Below are 17536 nucleotides of genomic sequence, written 5' to 3'. Positions count from 1 at the left end.
TGCCCCGATCTGTCACACGCCCGATTTCGACGAGGAACAACCATGAATAACACCACTCGTATCCTGCTGGCTGCCGTGCTCTGCACCGCGGCCGTGGCCTGCTCCAAGAAGGTCAAGGAAACCCCGCCGGCCGAAACCACCCCGCCGCCGGCCCAGACCGAACAGCCGGCCACTTCGGGCGTCTACGGCCCCGAAGACCTCGACACCGACGCCTGCCTGCGTCAGCGCGTGGTCTACTTCGACTTCGACCAGGACACCCTGCGTCCGGAGTTCCAGGCCATCGTCGGCTGCCACGCCAAGTACCTGCGCGACCGTCCGTCCTCGCGCATGACGCTGGAAGGCCATGCCGACGAGCGCGGCAGCCGCGAGTACAACCTGGGCCTCGGCGAGCGCCGCGGCAACGCCGTGTCGTCGGCCATCCAGGCCAATGGCGGTTCGGCCAGCCAGATCACCGTGACCTCCTACGGCGAAGAGCGCCCGGTCTGCACGGACTCGAACGAGGACTGCTGGGCCAAGAACCGCCGCGTCGAGATCGTCTACACCGCGAAGTAAGCGTCGATGATCCGCACGACCGTACTCGCCATGGCATTCGCGGCGGCCCTCGGGGTCGCCGCGCCTGCCGCCGCACAGCGCGCCAGCCTGGCCGACCGCGTGACTGTTCTCGAACAGCAGGCGGCCAACAACCAGGGCAACGTCGACCTGCTCAACCAGGTCACCCAGCTGCGCAACGAGATCCAGTCCCTGCGTTCGCAGGTCGAGGAACTGCAGCAGCAGAACCAGCAGCTGCTGCAGAGTTCCAAGGCCCAGTACCTGGACCTGGACGGTCGCATCAACCGGCTCGAGAGCGGCGCGGTCCTTCCGCCCGCTCCCGAAGGTACGCCGGCGCCGGCGGGCACCAAGCCCGCCGCGCCGTCGGCTTCGGCCAAGGACCGCCCACCGGCGGTCTACGGCGACAAGGGCGCCCTGGCGAAGAGCGCCGACGAGCGCGTCGCTTACGACGCCGCCTTCAACGCCCTGAAGACCGGCGATTACGTCGAGTCCGCCCGCCTGTTCCAGAGCTTCATCGAGACCCACCCCGAAGGCGCCTACACGCCCAACGCGCTGTACTGGCTGGGCGAGAGCTACTACGTCACCCAGAACTACCAGATGGCCCAGGTGCAGTTCCAGTCGCTGCTGGACCGCTACCCGACCCACGACAAGGCCCCGGGCGCGATGCTCAAGATCGGCCTGTCGCAGTTCAACCAGAAGCAGGTCGAGGCCGCCGAGCGCACCCTGGCCGACGTGTCGAACAAGTACCCCGGCACCGACGCCGCCCGAACCGCGAGCGACCGCCTCAACGCGATCCAGCTCGGACGCCTGCGCTGATCCGCTAAAATAGCGGGATGAACGCCGTCCCCCTCGATGCGGCCGTCGCATCGCCCGACCGGCTGCGCATCACCGAAATCTTCCTGTCCCTGCAGGGCGAGGCCCGCTCGATCGGCTGGCCCACCGTATTCGTCCGCCTGACTGGCTGTCCGCTGCGCTGCCAATACTGCGACACCGCCTACGCCTTCCACGGCGGGGAGTGGTGGCAGATCGACGACATCCTGGCCGAGGTCGCTCGCCTCGGCGCGCGCCACGTCTGCGTGACCGGCGGCGAGCCGCTGTCGCAGAAGCGCTGCATCGGTCTGCTGAAACGGCTGTGCGACGCAGGCCTGGAGGTGTCGCTGGAAACCTCCGGCGCGATCGACATCGCCGAGGTCGATCCGCGCGTCTCGCGCGTGCTCGACATCAAGACGCCGGGTTCGATGGAGGTGCATCGCAACCTGTGGTCGAACCTGCCGCTGCTGACGCCGCACGACCAGGTGAAGTTCGTCGTCTGCTCGCGCGAGGATTACGACTGGGCGAAGGACATCGTCGCGCAGCACCGCCTGACCGAGGTCTGCGACGTGCTGTTCTCGCCGAGCTTCGCGCAGATCAAGCCGAGCGACCTGGCCGACTGGATCGTCGCCGATCGCCTGCCGGTCCGCTTCCAGCTGCAACTGCACAAGATCCTGTGGAACGACGAGCCCGGCCGCTGAGCCCGCTCGTCCTTGAGGAAACGCCATGAAGAAAGCCGTCGTCCTGGTTTCGGGCGGGATGGATTCCGCCGTCGTCGTCGCCATCGCCCGCGCGCAGGGCTTCGCCGTGCATGCGCTGAGCGTGCGCTACGGCCAGCGCCATACGTCCGAACTCGATGCCGCGCAGCGCGTCGCCGACTCACTCGGTGCCGTCGCGCACAAGACCGTCAATGTCGACCTGCGCAGCATCGGCGGCTCGGCGCTGACGGACGAGGCGATCACCGTGCCGACCGACGCCGACGGCCACGCCGTCGGGCAGGACGCGCCGAAAGATGCGATTCCCGTCACCTACGTGCCCGCTCGGAACACGATCATGTTGTCGGTCGCGCTGGGCTGGGCCGAAGTGCTGGGCGCGAACGACCTCTTCTGTGGCGTCAACGCGGTGGACTATTCGGGATATCCCGATTGCCGGCCCGAGTTCGTCGAAGCCTTCGAGAAACTCGCCAATCTCGCCACGAAAGCCGGCGTGGAAGGCGCGGGCATCCGCGTGCACGCGCCGCTGCAGTTCATGAGCAAGGCCGACATCGTGCGCGAAGGCGTGCGCCTGGGCGTGGATTTCGCGCAGACCGTCTCGTGCTACCAGGCCGACGACGATGGCCGCGCCTGCGGCCACTGCGACGCGTGCCGCCTGCGCGCCGAGGGTTTCGCCGCCGCGGGCGTCGCCGATCCCACGCGCTACGTCTGAACCGCATTCGCCCCGCGTGCGACGCACGCCGCCTGCACCGTCACGGCGCCCTGCGTTAGAATGCACGCCCCGGCGCGACGCCGGGTTCGCGCCCGGGCATCGCCCGCGCCGAACGTCAAAGTGGGCCGTTAGCTCAGTCGGTAGAGCATCGGACTTTTAATCCGCTGGTCGATGGTTCGAATCCATCACGGCCCACCATATCGATCAGGCAGTTAAGCAGCTCATCTGGCGAGAAACTGCCACGGCCGTAGTTAACTCCGTCACGTCCGTAATTGACTCCGTAATTCGTCATCGGGGGCCGCCAGTCGGCGCTCCGGCGTCGACACCATCAGCCACTGATCACAAGGACGAAGGTGCGAACACGAGTTCGTCAGTCCAGCGCGACTCAACGGCCTTTCCGTCCAGCATCGCCGGCTGGAACATCCACTGCAGACAGGCTTCGCGCGCCGCGGCGTCCAGGGATTCCTGGCGAGACGATTTCAGGATCTGCACCGCCTTTACCTTGCCATCTTCGCCCACCGTCAGTTCAACCCTGACGGTTCCGCCGATGCCTTGGGCTGCGGCGCGGTCCGGATACACCGGCGTAACCCGATAGACAATGACAGGATCGAAATAGCCATTCTGCCCAGGAGACGTGTGGCTCTCCGTCGAATGTGCATCCCTGCCAACCGTGATGCGCACGGTCAATAGACGATTGAACACGGCCTCGTAACCCGGGTAGGGCAGCGGCGAGGTCCGTTGAATGGCCTTGTAGATCTCCGCCTTGAGCTGACTGCTGAAACCGCAAGCAGGGCCAAAGTCGACACCTAGCACTGTGCCACCTGGGAGCTGCCGCAAATGCATCTCACATGAAGTGGATTCTTCTTGCCCCATGTCGGGCCATATCCGACGAACCGCTTCGGCGAGAGCCGCGTGATAGCGCTTGCCAAGGTCAGGATTCCGAGTCGTAGCGTCGAATCCGGTGCCGTCGAATGTGCCCTGGGAAATCTCGATACTGACAGCCGTGGCAGTACCGGCTTTGGCCGCCGCGAGCCCGGCCATCGGCATGAAAACCAGAAGGGCGCATGCAGCCGGGAATCGGGCCATGGACGAATCTCAGACGCTATAGAGGTCCAATTTTGAGCCGGCCCAGGCCGGTGCGTCGAGCGTCAAACGGTTCAAGCGAGACATTCACGCGTGCGACGCCATGCGATCGATTTGATTTGCGGGCGCTGGCATATACGCGCAGCCAGTGCCGGTGTCGTGGACGACGTTGTTCTGGGCGTTCTGGTCAAGGATGAACCTTCGCACTTCCCTTGCCCCTAAGGGTCGTAGTGCAGTTGGACTACTTTCTCGTGCCCTATCGGCCGCGATAGGGTTCGCAGCCAACGCCGTCGCCGTCGCGGTCCAGATGTGGCCCATAGCCAGGCTCGCCCCGGTATACAGGCGCTGCTCCAGCTGCTCGCGCTTCCGGGCAGTTGGCAAATGCGTTTGTTCGCGCCGGCGCCCTGCGAGTTGGCTGCAGGTTGTTCGTCGGAATGTTGGGCGAATGGTTTGATGAACTACCGCCACCGCGATGACAGTGATAGTCGCCGGTCTTGCGATTGGTGTGGCAACCGTCCTTATCAAGGCCGCCTCCGTGCGCGAACGCGCTGCTGGATGCGATCAAATAGACGATCACGGCAAAACGACAAGTCGCGCGCATGCAGCCCCCGTCGCGTCCTGACTCCCTGCGCTGATCATCAGTGCCGGAGCGAACAGCTGTCAACAAATTGCGCGTCGCGTCACATAATGAGGCGATCAGATGAAGCTTCGGCGCGCCGCATCTTTCTTCAGTTGGTTTCAAGCAGCGTTGCTCATGGCGACATGCGCTTGCATGTGATCGCTTGCTCGCACGCGACGCAGCGGCCTCAGAGCGCGCCCGCACTTGAAGACCTCAAGTATCCCGATCTGCGGCCGATCTCAGGAGTATCCGACAGCCGGTGACCCGATCACTCGTGCTGTGTGGCGCCAGGAATACCCTGCGCGTCCGATGCAGGAGAAGGATCTACGTGGCTCGATCGACAGGGATGTGGTTTGCACAGCTGGGTCCCAATGGCGTGTGGATTGCCCGCGCCCCCGACACTGATGCGAACGCTGACGTCAGCGCAAGAGCGACGCATGCGAACCGAAGCGCGCGACCGCGACGTACCCACGAACCCGCCACCCGTGCTGCATCGCCCGACGCGGATTGCGGGCGCGTCTGCGCTGATGCCCCTCAAACATATCCATCCATCCCGACAGCCGAACGCTGTGTCCTTTCCAACCAACCTGATCGACCCATGCAAATGAACAAGAAAACCACCGCCTGCCTCCTCTCGCTCGCACTCGCCGTCTGCAGCACGCAGGCCGCGGCTGCCGAGGCGGTATCCATCGATGCGCTGCGCGCCGGCGGCATCACGTTCGAGCCCGTCAAGGGCGCCAAGAACGTGGCCGTGAAGACCAAGGGCCAGCGCATGGCGGCCTTCGGCATCGGCATGCTGGTAGGCAATGCCATGGGCAGCGGCGCGAGCAATCCGCAGGATGCGCTGGAGATCGCGCAGCAGGCCGGAAACCTGACCCAGCAGGCCATCGACGACTACGGTCACCAGCGCGTCGGCCTGCTTGGTCCGGCGCCGGTCATGCAGGACGCGTTGCAGCAGCGCCTGGCCGAGATCGGCGTGCCCGTGCACGCCGCCGACGCCGCGGTGGGCTATCGCGTGCAGGTCCAGCAGAAGGTGTGGACGCTGGAGTACGAGGGCATGTTCAAGGACGACTACCACCTGGCGTACGCGATCGACGTGTCGATGAAGACGCCGGAAGGCAAGAAGGCCGGCAGGACGACCTGCACGGGCCAGTTTCAGCAGGTGCGCCCGCTGCCCGAATGGCAGGCGGACGAATACGCGAAAGTCGTGGAAGCGGCGACCGCCATCGGCGCGGAGTGCGCGGGTCAGGTCGCGAAGGATCTAGGCCTCGTCGGCATCGAGGGATGACTGCGAGCGTGCCCGCCAACGAGCGGGCTCAGGGCATCGTGGCGCGGTTCGCGCCCCGACGTCCTCAAGGCGGTATGGCCGCCTGCATCGACGCGCATCGGCGCGTCGGGTGAAACCCGGCGCGCGTGACCGCCCAGGCAGCCACGCGCACCGTCGAAGCGCTTACTTCAGCGCGTCCTTCAGGGCCTTGCCCGGCTTGAAGGCCGGCACGATCGTCGCCGGGATCACGATGTCCTCGCCCGTCTTCGGATTGCGGCCGGTGCGGCCGGCGCGGTTGCGCGCCTCGAAGGTGCCGAAGCCGACCAGCGTGACCGCTTCGCCGTTCTTCAGGGTCTCGGTCACGGATTCGACCAGCGCGTTGAGCGCCGCCTCGGCCTGGGACTTGGTGAGCTGCGAGCGCTCGGCGATCGATTCGACCAGCTGTGCCTTGTTCATGCGGATTCCTGCTTGGAAGGGCCGCGTAGCATACAGGCAAGCCGGGGATGTCTCATGTCCGCGGCCCGTCGGCCGGGGCGCCGGACCGGATCAGACCCCGGATCAGGGCGTGGTGTTCCAGACGATCGAGAGCAGCTGGTGGCGGTCCTCGAAGACGGGCCGGCACGGGTCGCCGCGGGTCGAAATGCGGTACCAGAACTCCAGCGTCGCCCCGTTCACCCGCATCCGGTGCGCGTAGGTGCCGATGTACACCGGCAGGTGGCCGACGTAGATCGCCCCGTATAGCGCGTCCTTCTGCGCCATGAAACGCGGGCGGCGAGGGCGCCGGCCGGTCGGGACGGGCTCGTCCATCAACGCGAACCGCTCGGCGTACATCTGCTCCATGACGCGCGCGACGGCGGCGTAGCTCTTGTGCGCCGGCAGCACCGACAGCAGCCGGCGCGGCGCATCGTGGCCACCATAGTCTTCGTAGATCACCCAGCCCGCGCTCTGGTCCATGGCGTCGACTCTCTGTTCGATCAAGCCGTTGGCACGTTCTGTCCAACGAACGTGCGCGGCGCCACCTTTCGAGACGCATTCTTGATCCGCGCACGCACCGCGCGCGCACCGGACGACGCGTTCGCCGACGAAGAGCAGTCGCCGCGCCATTGCCCCCGGTGTCACGCATGTCGTGCGTTCAGACGGGGAGCCGCAACATCCGGCACTCGAAGATCGGCCCGGGCGTTCCGCGGTCGGTGGCGATGCGGTACCAGAACTCGAGCACGCTCGCATGCGACACGATCCTCTGCGCATACACGCCGACGAACCGCGGCGAGTGCCCGACGTAGATGCCGCCGTGGCGCGGATCGGTCTTGGCCGAATAGCGCGAATCCTGCGGCTTGCGCCGGTACTGGAAACGCTCCTCCAGCGTCGCATGGCGATCGACGTAGACCTGCTCGGCGTACCGCGCCACCGACGCCACGCTGCGATGCGCCGGCAACAACGACATCAGCCGGCACGGTCCGCCGAAGGAAACGTCGTCTTCGTAGATGATCCAGCCTGCGCCACGGTTGATGGGCGTGGGCATCGGTCAGGCGTCCTTCCGCAAGGTGCGCATGTCGCGCCGGACGCCATTCGGTCCCGCGCGATTCGATACGTGCGGCAGTGACACCGTGAAGCATCGGCGCAGCGCTCGTTCTCCGTGCGCGCAGCTTCCCGATCGATTCCGTTCCAGGCGGCTTTCCATCTCGATTCCCGTGTGTTGCGACGGGTCTAAGCATTTTTCGCCATCGTGAAGATCGGCAACGCGAAGTTTTCTCATCAGGGCTGCGCGTGAGGAGCGGCCCGCAACTCCCGGTTTCGTACGCGCGGTGGCGGGAAAAAGGCCCTTGCGGCGGTGATCTGGCGGGAGGAATGGATGCCTTCCACGGCGACCGGACGCGATGCGCTCACTCAGAAAATTCCTGCAATGACATCTCGCGTACTAGGAGATAACAAGGTCCGCACATCGTTCGTGCGGCATGTCCAATGCGCTCAGTTGATCCTGAGCATGTCGGCTCCCCGCCAGCAGGGAACGGGCTGAAAATTCCGCATTGATTCCTGCGATTGTTGGCGGTGGTAGATCGCGGTGCCGCTGCCAGGCGCTGACGACGCCTGAGGCTGCCGGCCACGCGCAAGCGAAGTGGCCCGACATGACGGGACCGCAACCGAAGGCGATATCCTGTGACCGCCGGGACGCACCGGCACTTCCCCCTCGTTCGTCCCACGGAATGCGCGCGTTCCCGTGGGACAAGCACTGCCAACGCCCACCGGATTCGACCGCAATGGATCGCCCATTTCCTTCAGACGCGAACGCTTCCACCCGTACGGCGGCGCTCGTCAGCATCGCGCTTGTCGCGTTCGCCGTGATTTTCCAGGGGCAGGACGCGAACTGGGACCTGCGCAACTATCACCTCTACAACGCCATCGCCTGGATCGACGGACGCATGCTCGTCGACGTGGCGCCGGCGCAGCTCCAGTCCTGGCACAACCCGACGCTGGACCTGCCGATGGCGCTGGCCGTTCGCGCCGGTGCGCCGGGCTGGCTGGTGTCGATCTGGTTGGCGGCGTTCAGCGCGATCGCGCTCTTCTTCGGCCTGCGCCTGCTGGATACGCTGTGGCCCGCCCGCACCAGTTGGCAGCGGACGCTGGCCGCCGGCATCGTCGCGATCTCGGGCGCGGGCTTCTGGAGCGTCACTGGAACCACGTTGAACGATGCGCCGGTGGCCGCCGCCGTGATCGGCTCGCTGTGGTGGATGGTTTCATCGGACGGCCGTCGCGGCGTGTTCGCCACGTGGCTGCCGATCGGGCTGGTCGTTGGCGCCGCGGTGGGCCTCAAGCTGACGGCGGCGATCTATGCGCTCGGCTTCATTGCCGCGGCCTGCTTCGCGGGGCCCGTGCGTCAGTTGCCCATGCGGATCGTGGCGCTCGGGATCGGCGGCGTCGCCGCGACCCTACTATTCGCCGGGCCGTGGATGTGGACGATGTGGTCGCTCTACGAGAACCCGCTGTTCCCGTACTTCAACCACTGGTTCCATTCGCCCTACGCGCTGCCGCAGGCATGGAACGACACGCGCTTCCTGCCGCAGGGCGCGGGCGATGCGCTGCTTGCGCCGCTCAGGCTCCTGCGCAACAGCAAGCACTTTTCCGAAGTGAATCTCGCCGATCCGCGCCTTTTCCTGGGATGGCTCGCGCTCATCGCCATCGCCGTGGCGACCTGGCGCGGCCGGCGCGGTGCGATCGATCCGGGCGGCGGAAAGCGAGGCCCGCTCGCTCCGATCCTCGCGTTCTGCGCAGTCTCGTATGCGCTGTGGGTGTGCGGTTACGGCATCTACCGCTATGCGCTTCCGCTCGAACTGCTCTTCTCGCTGCTCATCGTCGGGTTCCTTTCGGAAATTCCGCTCACGCGGAAGCGCTGGATCGTCGCGCTGGTGGCGTGCTCGCTGGTGATGATCGCCGCGACCAATCGTCCGAGCTGGTGGCGGCAGAAGTTCGCTTCGCCGATGGTCTCGGTCGAATTCCCGGCGATGCCGGCCGATGCGCTGGTGCTGCTCGACACCAACGAACCCATCGGCCATGCCGCGGCGTTCCTGCCTGCATCGGTTCCCGCGGTGGCGATCGGCAACGGATTCATCCAGCCCGATGCATGCACGAAGTTCCAGTCGAAGGTCGTCTCGACCGTCCAGTCCCATGCCGGGCCGATGTTCCTCCTGCAACCGGCAGGGACCGATCCGGCCACGGGGCATCTGGCGCGATACGGACTGGAGCGACGCGGCACGTGCGCGCCCGTTGCCGACAGCCTGACGCCGCTGGAGCTTTGCCCGGTCGCCAGGACCGGCCCGGTCGTCACGAACTGCCGCTGATTCCGGGCGGATTTCCATCCTCCGCCAGGCTCGCCACCGCCGCGCTGCTGCGTTCGAAACGCGGCAGCCGGTCGGTCGTGTCGAACCATGGCACGCGCGAGCGCGTCCACACGTGGTCGTCGATGCGTACGCGGGAGGGGTCGTCGAGGCTGCCCACGCAGACCTGCACGCGATCGGCGAGTACGTCCTCGCGCATCCCCAGCGTGCTCCCGCATCGCGGGCAGAAGGCGCGCTGCGCGTGCGCGGAAGACTGGAACCACGCCGGCGCCGCGCCGATCCATTCGAAGGCAGTACCGGGGAAGTGCACGAACGCCAGCGCCGGCGCGCCGGAGTGGCGGCGGCAGGGCTCGCAATGACAGATCACCCCCCGCAGCGGTTCGGCCGTAGCGCGATAGCGGATCGCGCCGCACAGGCAGCCGCCTTCGAAACTGCCGAGCTCCGGCATCCTGTCGCTCCCGTGTCAGCCCGCGCTCGTGCGCGGGTAATGCCGCATTGCTTCGTTGGCGCGTTCCCACGGCAGTTTGTGCTCGATCCAGATTTCCTTGGTCGGCGGGAACTGTTCGGGTGCGTCGAGCGTCGCGGTGGTGATGTCGATGCTGTCCACGTCGTCGTCGTGCCGGTAGCTCAGTTGCGTGCCGCAGATGCCGCAGAACGTGCGCATCACTTCCTTCGATGAGCGGTAACGCACCGGCAGGCCGCGGGTGAAGACGAAACTGTTGACGTGGAAGGTCGACCAGGCGACGGAAGGCGCGCCGCTCGCCTTCCGGCAGCTGCGGCAATGGCAGATGCTTCGCGACACCGGCGGCGCCGTGGCGCGATACCGGACCGCTCCGCACAGGCAACCGCCTTCGATGGACATTCCCATGCCGGCCTCCACGACCCTGACGTGGCGGAGGTTTTGAGGCTAGCGGGGCGGGTGTGTGGGCCGCGCGAGGGAGCCCGGAGCGCGCGCCTGCAATTGCACGGATGAAACGGGAAATCGTCCGCTTCGCCGTCGCAGGCGCGATCGGGTTCGTGGTCGACGCCACGGCTCTGTACGCCGCGCTTGCGCTCGGGGCCGGTTATTTCGCCGGTCGCGCGTGCTCGTTCCTGCTGGCGGTGTGGACGACCTGGCGGATCAATCGCCGCTTCACCTTCGCCGGCGGGCGTCGCGGGTCGGCCTGGGCGGAGTGGTGGCGCTATCTGCTGGCGATGTCGGCCGGGGGCGTGGCGAACCTGGCCGCCTACACCGTGACCGTCCTGCTGCTGCCGAGGGCCGCGTGGGTGCCGCTGCTGGCGGTCGCAGTGGGGTCGGGTTTGGGCATGTGCCTCAATTTCGCCAGCGCGAAGTGGTGGGTGTTCAGGCGCTCCAGCCGGACCCCGGGCTGATCGCCGCCGGCCGCTCGCTCAGGCGGCATCGAACAACTGCTGCAGCACCGCCTCGCCGTAGCGATCGAGCTTGCTCGCCCCGATGCCCGGCACGCGCGAGAGCTCGTCGAGGTCTTCCGGCGCGGCCTGCGCGATGGCACGCAATGTGCTGTCGTGGAAGATCACATACGCCGGCACGTTCTGTTCGCGCGCGGTGCTGGAGCGCCACTCGCGCAGCGCGTCGAAACGCACCTGCGATTCCGGATCCAGGTCCACCACCATTGCCGTGCCGGCCGAGCCGCCACGCGTGCGGCGACCGCGCGCGGGCTTCTCGGGTTCATGGCGGAAGCGCAGTTCGACTTCGCCGCGCAGGACCGGCCCGCTCAGCGTGGTGAGGCGCAGCGCGCCGTGGTGCTCGACGTCGGCTTCGAGCAGTCCGCCGGCGACGAGCTGGCGAAACACGCCGCGCCACTGGCGCTCGTCGAGATCGCTGCCGATCGACCAGGTGCTCAGGCGTTCATGGCCCCACTGCTTCACCTTGTCGGTCGCCACGCCGCGAAGCACGTCGATGACATGCCCGGCGCCGAAGCGCTGCCCGGTGCGGTACACGCACGACAGCCCCTTGCGCGCGGCCTGCGTGCCGTCCCAGCTGCGCGGCGGGTCCAGGCAGTTGTCGCAATTGCCGCAGGCGCCGCCGTGCGCTTCGCCGAACCAGCCCAGCAGCGCCTGCCGCCGGCATTGCGTGGATTCGCAGTAGCCCAGCAACGCGTCGAGCTTGCGAAGTTCCAGGCGCTTGCGTTCCTCGCCGGCTTCGCCCTGCTGGATCAGTTGCCGCAGGTTGACCACGTCGCCCAGGCCGTAGCTCAGCCAGGCTTCGGCTGCCTCGCCGTCGCGGCCGGCGCGGCCGGTTTCCTGGTAGTAGCCCTCGATGGATTTGGGCAGGTCGACGTGCGCCACGAATCGTACGTCCGGCTTGTCGATGCCCATGCCGAAGGCGATCGTCGCCACCATCACGATGCCGTCCTGCTGCAGGAAACGCCGCTGGTTCTGCGCGCGCAGCGATGCGTCCATGCCGGCGTGGTAGGGCAGGGCGTTGAGGCCGGCGGCCTGGAGCTGCTCGGCGACGGTTTCCACGCGCTTGCGCGAGAAGGCGTAGACGATGCCGCTTTCGCCGCGATGACCGTCGAGGAAATCCAGCAGCTGGCGCACGCCGCCGCCGTCCTTGTGCACGATGCGGTAGCGCAGGTTCGGACGGTCGAACGAGCTGACGAACTGGCGCGCGTCTTCCAGGTTCAGGCGTTCGGCGATTTCGCGCCGCGTCGGCGCGTCGGCCGTGGCGGTCAGCGCGATGCGCGGGATGTCCGGCCAGCGCTCGTGCAGGACGGTGAGCTGGCGGTATTCCGGGCGGAAATCGTGGCCCCATTGCGAGACGCAGTGCGCCTCGTCGATGGCGAACAGCGCCAGTCGCGCGCGGTCCAGCAGCGAAAGGAAGCGCTGGGTCAGCAGCCGCTCGGGTGCGACGTAGAGCAGGTCCAGTTCGCCGGACAGGAGCTCGCGCTCGATCCGCGCGGATTCCTCCGCATCGAGCGTGGAGTTGAGGTACGCGGCGCGCACGCCGAGCTGGCGCAGCGCCTCGACCTGGTCCTGCATCAGCGCGATCAGCGGCGAGACGACCAGCGCGCAGCCTTCGCGCAGCAACGCGGGCAGCTGGTAGCACAGCGACTTGCCGCCGCCGGTGGGCATGAGGACGAGGGCATCGCCACCGCCGGTGACGTGTTCGACGATCTGCCGTTGTTCGCCGCGGAAGCCGGGGTGGCCGAACACGCGGCGGAGCAGATCGAGTGCGGGGTCTGACATGCCGCCAGTTTACCGGGCGACGCGGGCAGAGCTGTCAGGAAACTGCGGGAAGAACGGTCGGAAGGCGCCTCGTCCTGCGTCCTGCCGCCAGGATCCCTCTCCCGCGGACGGGAGAGGGGCGGAACCTTGAAACCTCAGGCGCGCGGCGCCATCACTCCAGCAGCGAGCGCAGCATCCACGCGTACTTCTCGTGGGTCTGCAGGCGCTGGGTCATCAGGTCGACCGTCGGGTCGTCGCCGGCATCGTCGGCGGTCTTGAGGACCTTGCGCGCGGTGCGGGCCACGGCCTCGTTGCCGGCGACCAGTTGGCGGACCATCTCCTTCCAGTCGGGCGCCTCGGTCAGGCCGGGCTCCTCGGGGATCGAGCTCAGGCGGATGAATTCGGCGTACGAACCCGGTGCGTTGAAGCCCAGCGCGCGAATGCGTTCGGCGGTTTCGTCCAGGGCGGTCCACTGTTCGGTGTACTGGGTTTCGAACATCACGTGCAGGCTGTTGAACATCGGCCCGGTGATGTTCCAGTGGAAGTTGTGGGTCTTCAGGTACAGCGTGAAGCTGTCCGACAGGAAGCGCGACAGCCCCTCGGCGATCTTCTGGCGGTCGCCGCCGCTGATGCCGATATCGATGGCCTGGCTGCTGGCGGTGGGGGTGAGCTGCGACTTTGCGGATTTCTGCGGCTTGGCGGTCTTGTCGTTCTTGGCTTTGGCCATTGCGGTTCTCCCTTCGATCATGGCATTGCGGCGACAATAGGCCATGCCGTCCGCGATGTGGGTGGTTTCTTCCAGGCAGTGCAATCGATGAAGTCTATGGACCCGGCGGAGTCTAGTCAGGGCAACGTCAGCAATACGTTACGCCAGGCCCGGCGCGCGATCGACGGCGCGCTGAGTCGCGATCGTGGCCGCCTGCACGGCCTGTGGTCGCGCTGGAGCGGCAAACCCGCCGACGCCCGCGCCCGCGATGCCTTCGCGCAGGCGCTGGCGGCATCGGTCGCGCAACGCGAAGCCCGCACCGCCGCGCTGCCCACCGCGCCGGTCGATCCCACCCTGCCGATCGCGGCGAAGGCCGACGAGATCGTCGAACTGATCCGCGCGCATCCGGTGGTGGTGATCGCCGGCGAAACCGGCTCGGGCAAGACCACCCAGCTGCCCAAACTGTGCCTGGCCGCCGGACGCGGCGCCGCCGGCATGATCGGCTGCACGCAGCCGCGCCGCATCGCCGCCCGCGCGGTGGCGCGCCGCGTGGCGGAGGAACTGCAGACGCAGCTCGGCGGTGCGGTCGGCTACCAGGTGCGCTTCACCGAGAACGTCGGCGAGCAGACCGCGGTGAAGTTCATGACCGACGGCATCCTGCTGGCCGAGATCCAGTCCGACCGCTGGCTGTCGCAGTACGACACCATCCTCATCGACGAGGCGCACGAACGCAGCCTCAACATCGACTTCCTGCTCGGCTACCTCAAGCAACTGCTGCAGAAACGCAAGGACCTGAAGGTCATCGTCACCTCGGCGACGATCGACACCGAGCGCTTCGCCGCGCACTTCGGCGACGCACCGGTGGTGAACGTGGAAGGGCGCAGCTATCCGGTGTCGGTGCGTTATCGCCCGCTGGAAGGCGAGGGCGAGGACGACGGCGATCGCACCACCAACGACGGCATCGTCGCCGCATGCGACGAGATCACGCGCGAGGACCCGCGCGGCGACGTGCTGATCTTCCTGCCCGGCGAACGCGAGATCCGCGACGCGCATCTGTCGCTCGAACGTCGCAAGTATCGCGAAACCGAGGTGCTGCCGCTGTACGCGCGATTGTCCGTGCGCGACCAGGACCGCGTGTTCAATCCCGGCCCGAAGCGCCGCATCGTGCTGGCGACCAACGTCGCCGAAACCTCGCTGACCGTGCCGCGCATCCGCTACGTCGTCGATCCGGGCCTGGCGCGCGTGAAGCGCTACAGCCCGCGCGGCAAGCTCGATCGCCTGCACATCGAGCCCGTCAGCCAGGCCAGCGCCGACCAGCGTAAGGGCCGCTGCGGACGCATCAGCGAAGGCACCTGCTATCGCCTGTACTCGGTAGCCGATTTCGAATCGCGTCCGCGCTACACCGATCCGGAAATCCGCCGCGCCGCGCTGGCCGGCGTGATCCTGCGCATGCTGTCGCTGGGGTTGGGCCGCATCGAGGAATTCCCGTTCCTGGAACCGCCCGATCCGCGCGCCGTCGCCGACGGCTGGCAGCAGCTGGCCGAACTCGGCGCGGTGGACGAACAGCGGCGCCTCACGCCGACCGGCAGGCTGATGTCGCGCCTGCCGGTGGACGTGAAGCTCGCGCGCATGCTCGTGGCCGCGAACGAACACGGCGTGCTGCGCGAGATGCTCGTCATCGCGTCGTTCCTCGGCATCCAGGATCCGCGCGAACGCCCGGCCGACCAGCGCGCCGCGGCGGACAACGCGCATGCGCAGTTCGCCGACCACAAGTCGGAGTTCGTCGGCATCCTGAAGTTGTGGAATGCCTACTACACCGCGCACGAGGACCTCACGCAGTCGAAACTGCGCGCGTGGTGCGAGAAGAACTTCCTCGGCTTCCTGCGCATGCGCGAATGGCGCGAACTGCATCGCCAGCTGAAACTGATGGCGGAGGAGTTGAGCTGGAAGGAATCGCGCGCCGCGCTCAACGAACACGGCGCGCTCGATCAATCCGCCTACGCCACGCTGCACAAGGCGCTGCTCGCCGGCCTGCCGACGCAGATCGGCACGCGCGGCGACAAGGGTTTCGACGGCCCGCGCGGTCGCAAATTCCAGCTGTTTCCCGGCTCGCCGCTGGCGAAGAAACCGCCGCCGTGGGTGTTGTCGGCGACCTTGCTCGACACCGAACGCGTTTGGGCGCTGACCAACGCGGCGATCGAACCGGACTGGGCCATCTCCGAACTGGCGCACCTGCTTTCGCGCCGGCAGCACGATCCGCGCTGGTCGCGCTCGCAGGGGCGCGTGATCGGCAGCGAACAGATCAGCCTGTTCGGACTGGTGCTCGCGCCCAAGCGCCCGGTGCATTACGGCGCGCTGTTCCCCGAGGAGAGCCGCGCGATCTTCGCGCGCGACGCGCTGGTGACGGGCGAGATCAACACGCGCAGCGCGTTCCTGCAGCGCAATCTGGCGACATTGGCGAAAGCGCGCGAGGAGGAAGCCAAGCAGCGCCGCAGCGGCCTGGTCGTCGACGAGGACTGGATGGCGCAGTGGTACCTCGATCGCCTCCCCGCGAACGTGCACAACACGCAGGCGCTCGATGCGTGGTACGGCAAGCTGCCGCAGCACGGGAAGGCCGCGCTGGAATGGTCGCTGTCGGATTTGATGATCGGCGACGAGAGCGATGCCGTGCGCTTCCCGCCGTACCTCGCGCTGGGCAACGTGCGGCTCGCGGTGAAGTACCGCTTCGAGCCCGGCGCGAGCGACGACGGCATGACGCTCGCGGTGCCGCTGCACCTGCTCAACGCGATCGATCCGGTGCGCCTGACCTGGCTTGCGCCGGGCTTCGTGCAGGACAAGGCCGCCGCGCTGATCAAGACGCTGCCCAAGACCATTCGCCGCAACTTCGTGCCTGCGCCGGATTTCGCGCGTGCGTTCCACGAGGCGCATCCGCAGCCGTCGGCGGACAGCATCACCGGCGAGCTCGCGCGCTTCCTGCACAAGCTCGGCGGCGTGCCCGTCGCACAGGCGGACTTCGACGAATCCGCGCTGGAGCCGCACCTGCGCATGAACCTGCGCCTGTTCGACCGCGACGGCAAATCCGTACTGGCCGAATCGCGCGATCTGGACGACCTGCGCCAGCGGTTCGGCGAACGTGCGGCGGCGGCGTTCGCGGCGAAGGCCGCAGATGGCCTCGCGCAACGCGGGCTGGTGGCGTTCCCGGATGCGCCGATTCCGGCGTCCGTGCCGGGTGCCGGCGGCGTGCCGGCGTATCCGGCGCTGCACGACGATGGCGACAGCGTCTCGCTGCGCGTGCACGCCGAGCGCGACGTCGCGCTGCGCGAACATCCGCGCGGCGTGCGGCGGCTGATGGCCATCGCGCTGGCCGACAAGCTCCGGCAGGCGCGCAAGCAACTGCCGGTGACGCCGAAGATGGGGCTGCTGTACGCCTCGATCGAAGCGGCGGCGCCACGCACGGACGGCCTGAAGGAAGGCGACCGGCTGCGCGCGGATCTCGTCGACGGCGCGTTCGCTTCGCTCACCGCCGAGGACGCGATCGGCGACATCCGCGACGCCGACACCTTCGCCGCGCGTCGCGATGCGATCGGCAGACAGGTGTTCGGCGATGCGATGGAGCGGTTGAAGCAGGCGGAGGCGATCCTCGCTGCCGTCGCGGAAGCGCGTGCCAAGCTCGAATCGCCGCTGATGGGCTGGGCGAGCGGCAACCTCGACGACATGCGCGCGCACCTGTCGACGCTGACCCCGCCGGGATTCCTGCGCAACGTGCCGGCCGATGCGCTGCGCGAATATCCACGCTATCTGAAGGCGCTCGCGTTGCGTGGCGAGCGTGCGTTGCGCGATCCGATGCGCGACCAGGCGCGCATGCTCGAACTCAAGCCCTTCGCCGACGCGCTGGCCGAAGCGGTGGAGAACGACGAGGCGGACGCGCCGGAATGGCAGGCGCTGCGATGGGACCTGGAGGAACTGCGGGTGTCGCTGTTCGCGCAGGAACTGGGCACGCGCGGCGGCGTGTCGCCGAAGAAACTGGCGCAGCGGCTTTCGCAGCTGCGCCGTTGACG

General features: G+C 67.4%; 17 protein-coding genes and 1 tRNA gene. 9 read left to right on the top strand and 9 right to left on the bottom strand.

The genetic code is table 11. From position 1 onward, the window contains the following. Positions 1-42: 42 nt before the first annotated feature. The 5 genes from pal (at position 43) to I4U41_RS04715 (ending at position 2982) form a co-directional block, all read left to right on the top strand. Positions 43-552 (top strand): peptidoglycan-associated lipoprotein Pal, encoded by a 510-nt coding sequence (pal, locus tag I4U41_RS04735; protein WP_206859954.1) that lies wholly within the window; start codon positions 43-45, stop codon positions 550-552. Positions 553-561: 9 nt separating this feature from the next. Continuing rightward, positions 562-1365 (top strand): tol-pal system protein YbgF, encoded by an 804-nt coding sequence (gene ybgF, locus I4U41_RS04730; protein ID WP_206860408.1) that lies wholly within the window; start codon positions 562-564, stop codon positions 1363-1365. Positions 1366-1382: 17 nt separating this feature from the next. Beyond that, a complete protein-coding gene (queE, locus tag I4U41_RS04725) occupies positions 1383-2060 on the top strand; it encodes a 7-carboxy-7-deazaguanine synthase QueE (RefSeq protein WP_206859953.1) in 678 nt (225 codons plus the stop codon). Positions 2061-2085: 25 nt separating this feature from the next. Beyond that, positions 2086-2784 (top strand): 7-cyano-7-deazaguanine synthase QueC, encoded by a 699-nt coding sequence (queC, locus tag I4U41_RS04720; RefSeq protein WP_206859952.1) that lies wholly within the window; start codon positions 2086-2088, stop codon positions 2782-2784. 122 nt (positions 2785-2906) lie between these two features. After that, a tRNA-Lys gene (locus I4U41_RS04715) sits at positions 2907-2982 on the top strand. 141 nt (positions 2983-3123) lie between these two features. Here the strand turns inward: I4U41_RS04715 and I4U41_RS04710 are convergent. Together I4U41_RS04710 and I4U41_RS18505 are read right to left on the bottom strand one after the other, a co-directional pair. Next, positions 3124-3870, bottom strand: a complete 747-nt coding sequence (locus I4U41_RS04710) for a TonB family protein (RefSeq protein WP_206859951.1) — start codon at positions 3868-3870, stop codon at positions 3124-3126. A 253-nt stretch (positions 3871-4123) separates the two neighbouring features. Next, the gene (locus I4U41_RS18505) at positions 4124-4468 is read right to left on the bottom strand and encodes an excalibur calcium-binding domain-containing protein (protein ID WP_305061841.1); all 345 of its coding nucleotides are present in this window, start codon (positions 4466-4468) and stop codon (positions 4124-4126) included. Positions 4469-5090: 622 nt separating this feature from the next. On the opposite strand from I4U41_RS18505, the gene I4U41_RS04695 reads away from it, so the two are divergent. Then, positions 5091-5774, top strand: a complete 684-nt coding sequence (locus tag I4U41_RS04695; protein WP_206859950.1) for a hypothetical protein — start codon at positions 5091-5093, stop codon at positions 5772-5774. Positions 5775-5936: 162 nt separating this feature from the next. Here the strand turns inward: I4U41_RS04695 and I4U41_RS04690 are convergent, their stop codons facing one another. The 3 genes from I4U41_RS04690 to I4U41_RS04680 form a co-directional block, all read right to left on the bottom strand. After that, positions 5937-6209 (bottom strand): HU family DNA-binding protein, encoded by a 273-nt coding sequence (locus tag I4U41_RS04690; protein WP_206859949.1) that lies wholly within the window; start codon positions 6207-6209, stop codon positions 5937-5939. 102 nt (positions 6210-6311) lie between these two features. After that, entirely contained in the window at positions 6312-6731 is a 420-nt protein-coding gene (locus tag I4U41_RS04685) for a hypothetical protein (RefSeq protein WP_206859948.1), read from the bottom strand. Positions 6732-6885: 154 nt separating this feature from the next. Then, positions 6886-7275 carry a hypothetical protein gene (locus I4U41_RS04680; protein ID WP_206859947.1) on the bottom strand — a complete coding sequence of 130 codons (390 nt, stop codon included), beginning with the start codon at positions 7273-7275 and terminating at the stop codon, positions 6886-6888. Between the two features lie 736 nt (positions 7276-8011). Here I4U41_RS04680 and I4U41_RS04675 point away from each other — a divergent pair. Next, positions 8012-9589, top strand: coding sequence for a glycosyltransferase 87 family protein (locus I4U41_RS04675; RefSeq protein ID WP_206859946.1), 1578 nt, complete (start codon positions 8012-8014; stop codon positions 9587-9589). On the opposite strand, the gene I4U41_RS04670 is transcribed toward I4U41_RS04675, so the two are convergent. Next, entirely contained in the window at positions 9573-10034 is a 462-nt protein-coding gene (locus I4U41_RS04670) for a GFA family protein (RefSeq protein WP_206859945.1), read from the bottom strand. The genes I4U41_RS04675 and I4U41_RS04670 overlap by 17 nt on opposite strands. Positions 10035-10049: 15 nt before the next feature. Next, complete coding sequence (locus I4U41_RS04665; protein ID WP_206859944.1) at positions 10050-10454, bottom strand: GFA family protein; 405 nt, start codon at positions 10452-10454, stop codon at positions 10050-10052. Between the two features lie 101 nt (positions 10455-10555). Here I4U41_RS04665 and I4U41_RS04660 point away from each other — a divergent pair, with 101 nt between their 5' ends. Continuing rightward, entirely contained in the window at positions 10556-10957 is a 402-nt protein-coding gene (locus I4U41_RS04660) for a GtrA family protein (protein ID WP_206859943.1), read from the top strand. 18 nt (positions 10958-10975) lie between these two features. Here the strand turns inward: I4U41_RS04660 and recQ are convergent, their stop codons facing one another. Further along, positions 10976-12793: a DNA helicase RecQ gene (gene recQ, locus I4U41_RS04655; RefSeq protein ID WP_206859942.1), complete on the bottom strand. Its 1818-nt coding sequence runs from the start codon at positions 12791-12793 to the stop codon at positions 10976-10978. Positions 12794-12944: 151 nt separating this feature from the next. Then, positions 12945-13499 (bottom strand): Dps family protein, encoded by a 555-nt coding sequence (locus tag I4U41_RS04650; RefSeq protein ID WP_206859941.1) that lies wholly within the window; start codon positions 13497-13499, stop codon positions 12945-12947. A gap of 87 nt (positions 13500-13586) precedes the next feature. Between I4U41_RS04650 and hrpA the strand changes: the two genes are divergently transcribed. After that, positions 13587-17534, top strand: a complete 3948-nt coding sequence (hrpA, locus tag I4U41_RS04645; protein WP_425492483.1) for an ATP-dependent RNA helicase HrpA — start codon at positions 13587-13589, stop codon at positions 17532-17534. Positions 17535-17536 lie beyond the last annotated feature (2 nt).

Source organism: Lysobacter changpingensis, from assembly GCF_017308985.1.
Taxonomy (GTDB): Bacteria; Pseudomonadota; Gammaproteobacteria; order Xanthomonadales; family Xanthomonadaceae; genus Lysobacter_J; species Lysobacter_J changpingensis.
Note: the sequence above shows the minus strand (reverse complement) of the source record. Positions and strands in the feature narration are given on the sequence as shown.

Excerpts from the sequence above, each read along its gene's own strand:
- I4U41_RS04680 (WP_206859947.1), bottom strand. The coding sequence starts at position 7,275 with ATGCCCACGCCCATCAACCGTGGCGCAGGCTGGATCATCTACGAAGAC.
- I4U41_RS04670 (WP_206859945.1), bottom strand. The coding sequence starts at position 10,034 with ATGCCGGAGCTCGGCAGTTTCGAAGGCGGCTGCCTGTGCGGCGCGATC.
- I4U41_RS04710 (WP_206859951.1), bottom strand. The coding sequence starts at position 3,870 with ATGGCCCGATTCCCGGCTGCATGCGCCCTTCTGGTTTTCATGCCGATG.
- I4U41_RS04650 (WP_206859941.1), bottom strand. The coding sequence starts at position 13,499 with ATGGCCAAAGCCAAGAACGACAAGACCGCCAAGCCGCAGAAATCCGCA.
- I4U41_RS18505 (WP_305061841.1), bottom strand. The coding sequence starts at position 4,468 with ATGCGCGCGACTTGTCGTTTTGCCGTGATCGTCTATTTGATCGCATCC.
- queE (WP_206859953.1), top strand. The coding sequence starts at position 1,383 with ATGAACGCCGTCCCCCTCGATGCGGCCGTCGCATCGCCCGACCGGCTG.
- I4U41_RS04690 (WP_206859949.1), bottom strand. The coding sequence starts at position 6,209 with ATGAACAAGGCACAGCTGGTCGAATCGATCGCCGAGCGCTCGCAGCTC.
- pal (WP_206859954.1), top strand. The coding sequence starts at position 43 with ATGAATAACACCACTCGTATCCTGCTGGCTGCCGTGCTCTGCACCGCG.
- hrpA (WP_425492483.1), top strand. The coding sequence starts at position 13,587 with ATGAAGTCTATGGACCCGGCGGAGTCTAGTCAGGGCAACGTCAGCAAT.
- I4U41_RS04695 (WP_206859950.1), top strand. The coding sequence starts at position 5,091 with ATGAACAAGAAAACCACCGCCTGCCTCCTCTCGCTCGCACTCGCCGTC.
- queC (WP_206859952.1), top strand. The coding sequence starts at position 2,086 with ATGAAGAAAGCCGTCGTCCTGGTTTCGGGCGGGATGGATTCCGCCGTC.
- I4U41_RS04665 (WP_206859944.1), bottom strand. The coding sequence starts at position 10,454 with ATGGGAATGTCCATCGAAGGCGGTTGCCTGTGCGGAGCGGTCCGGTAT.
- recQ (WP_206859942.1), bottom strand. The coding sequence starts at position 12,793 with ATGTCAGACCCCGCACTCGATCTGCTCCGCCGCGTGTTCGGCCACCCC.
- I4U41_RS04660 (WP_206859943.1), top strand. The coding sequence starts at position 10,556 with ATGAAACGGGAAATCGTCCGCTTCGCCGTCGCAGGCGCGATCGGGTTC.
- I4U41_RS04675 (WP_206859946.1), top strand. The coding sequence starts at position 8,012 with ATGGATCGCCCATTTCCTTCAGACGCGAACGCTTCCACCCGTACGGCG.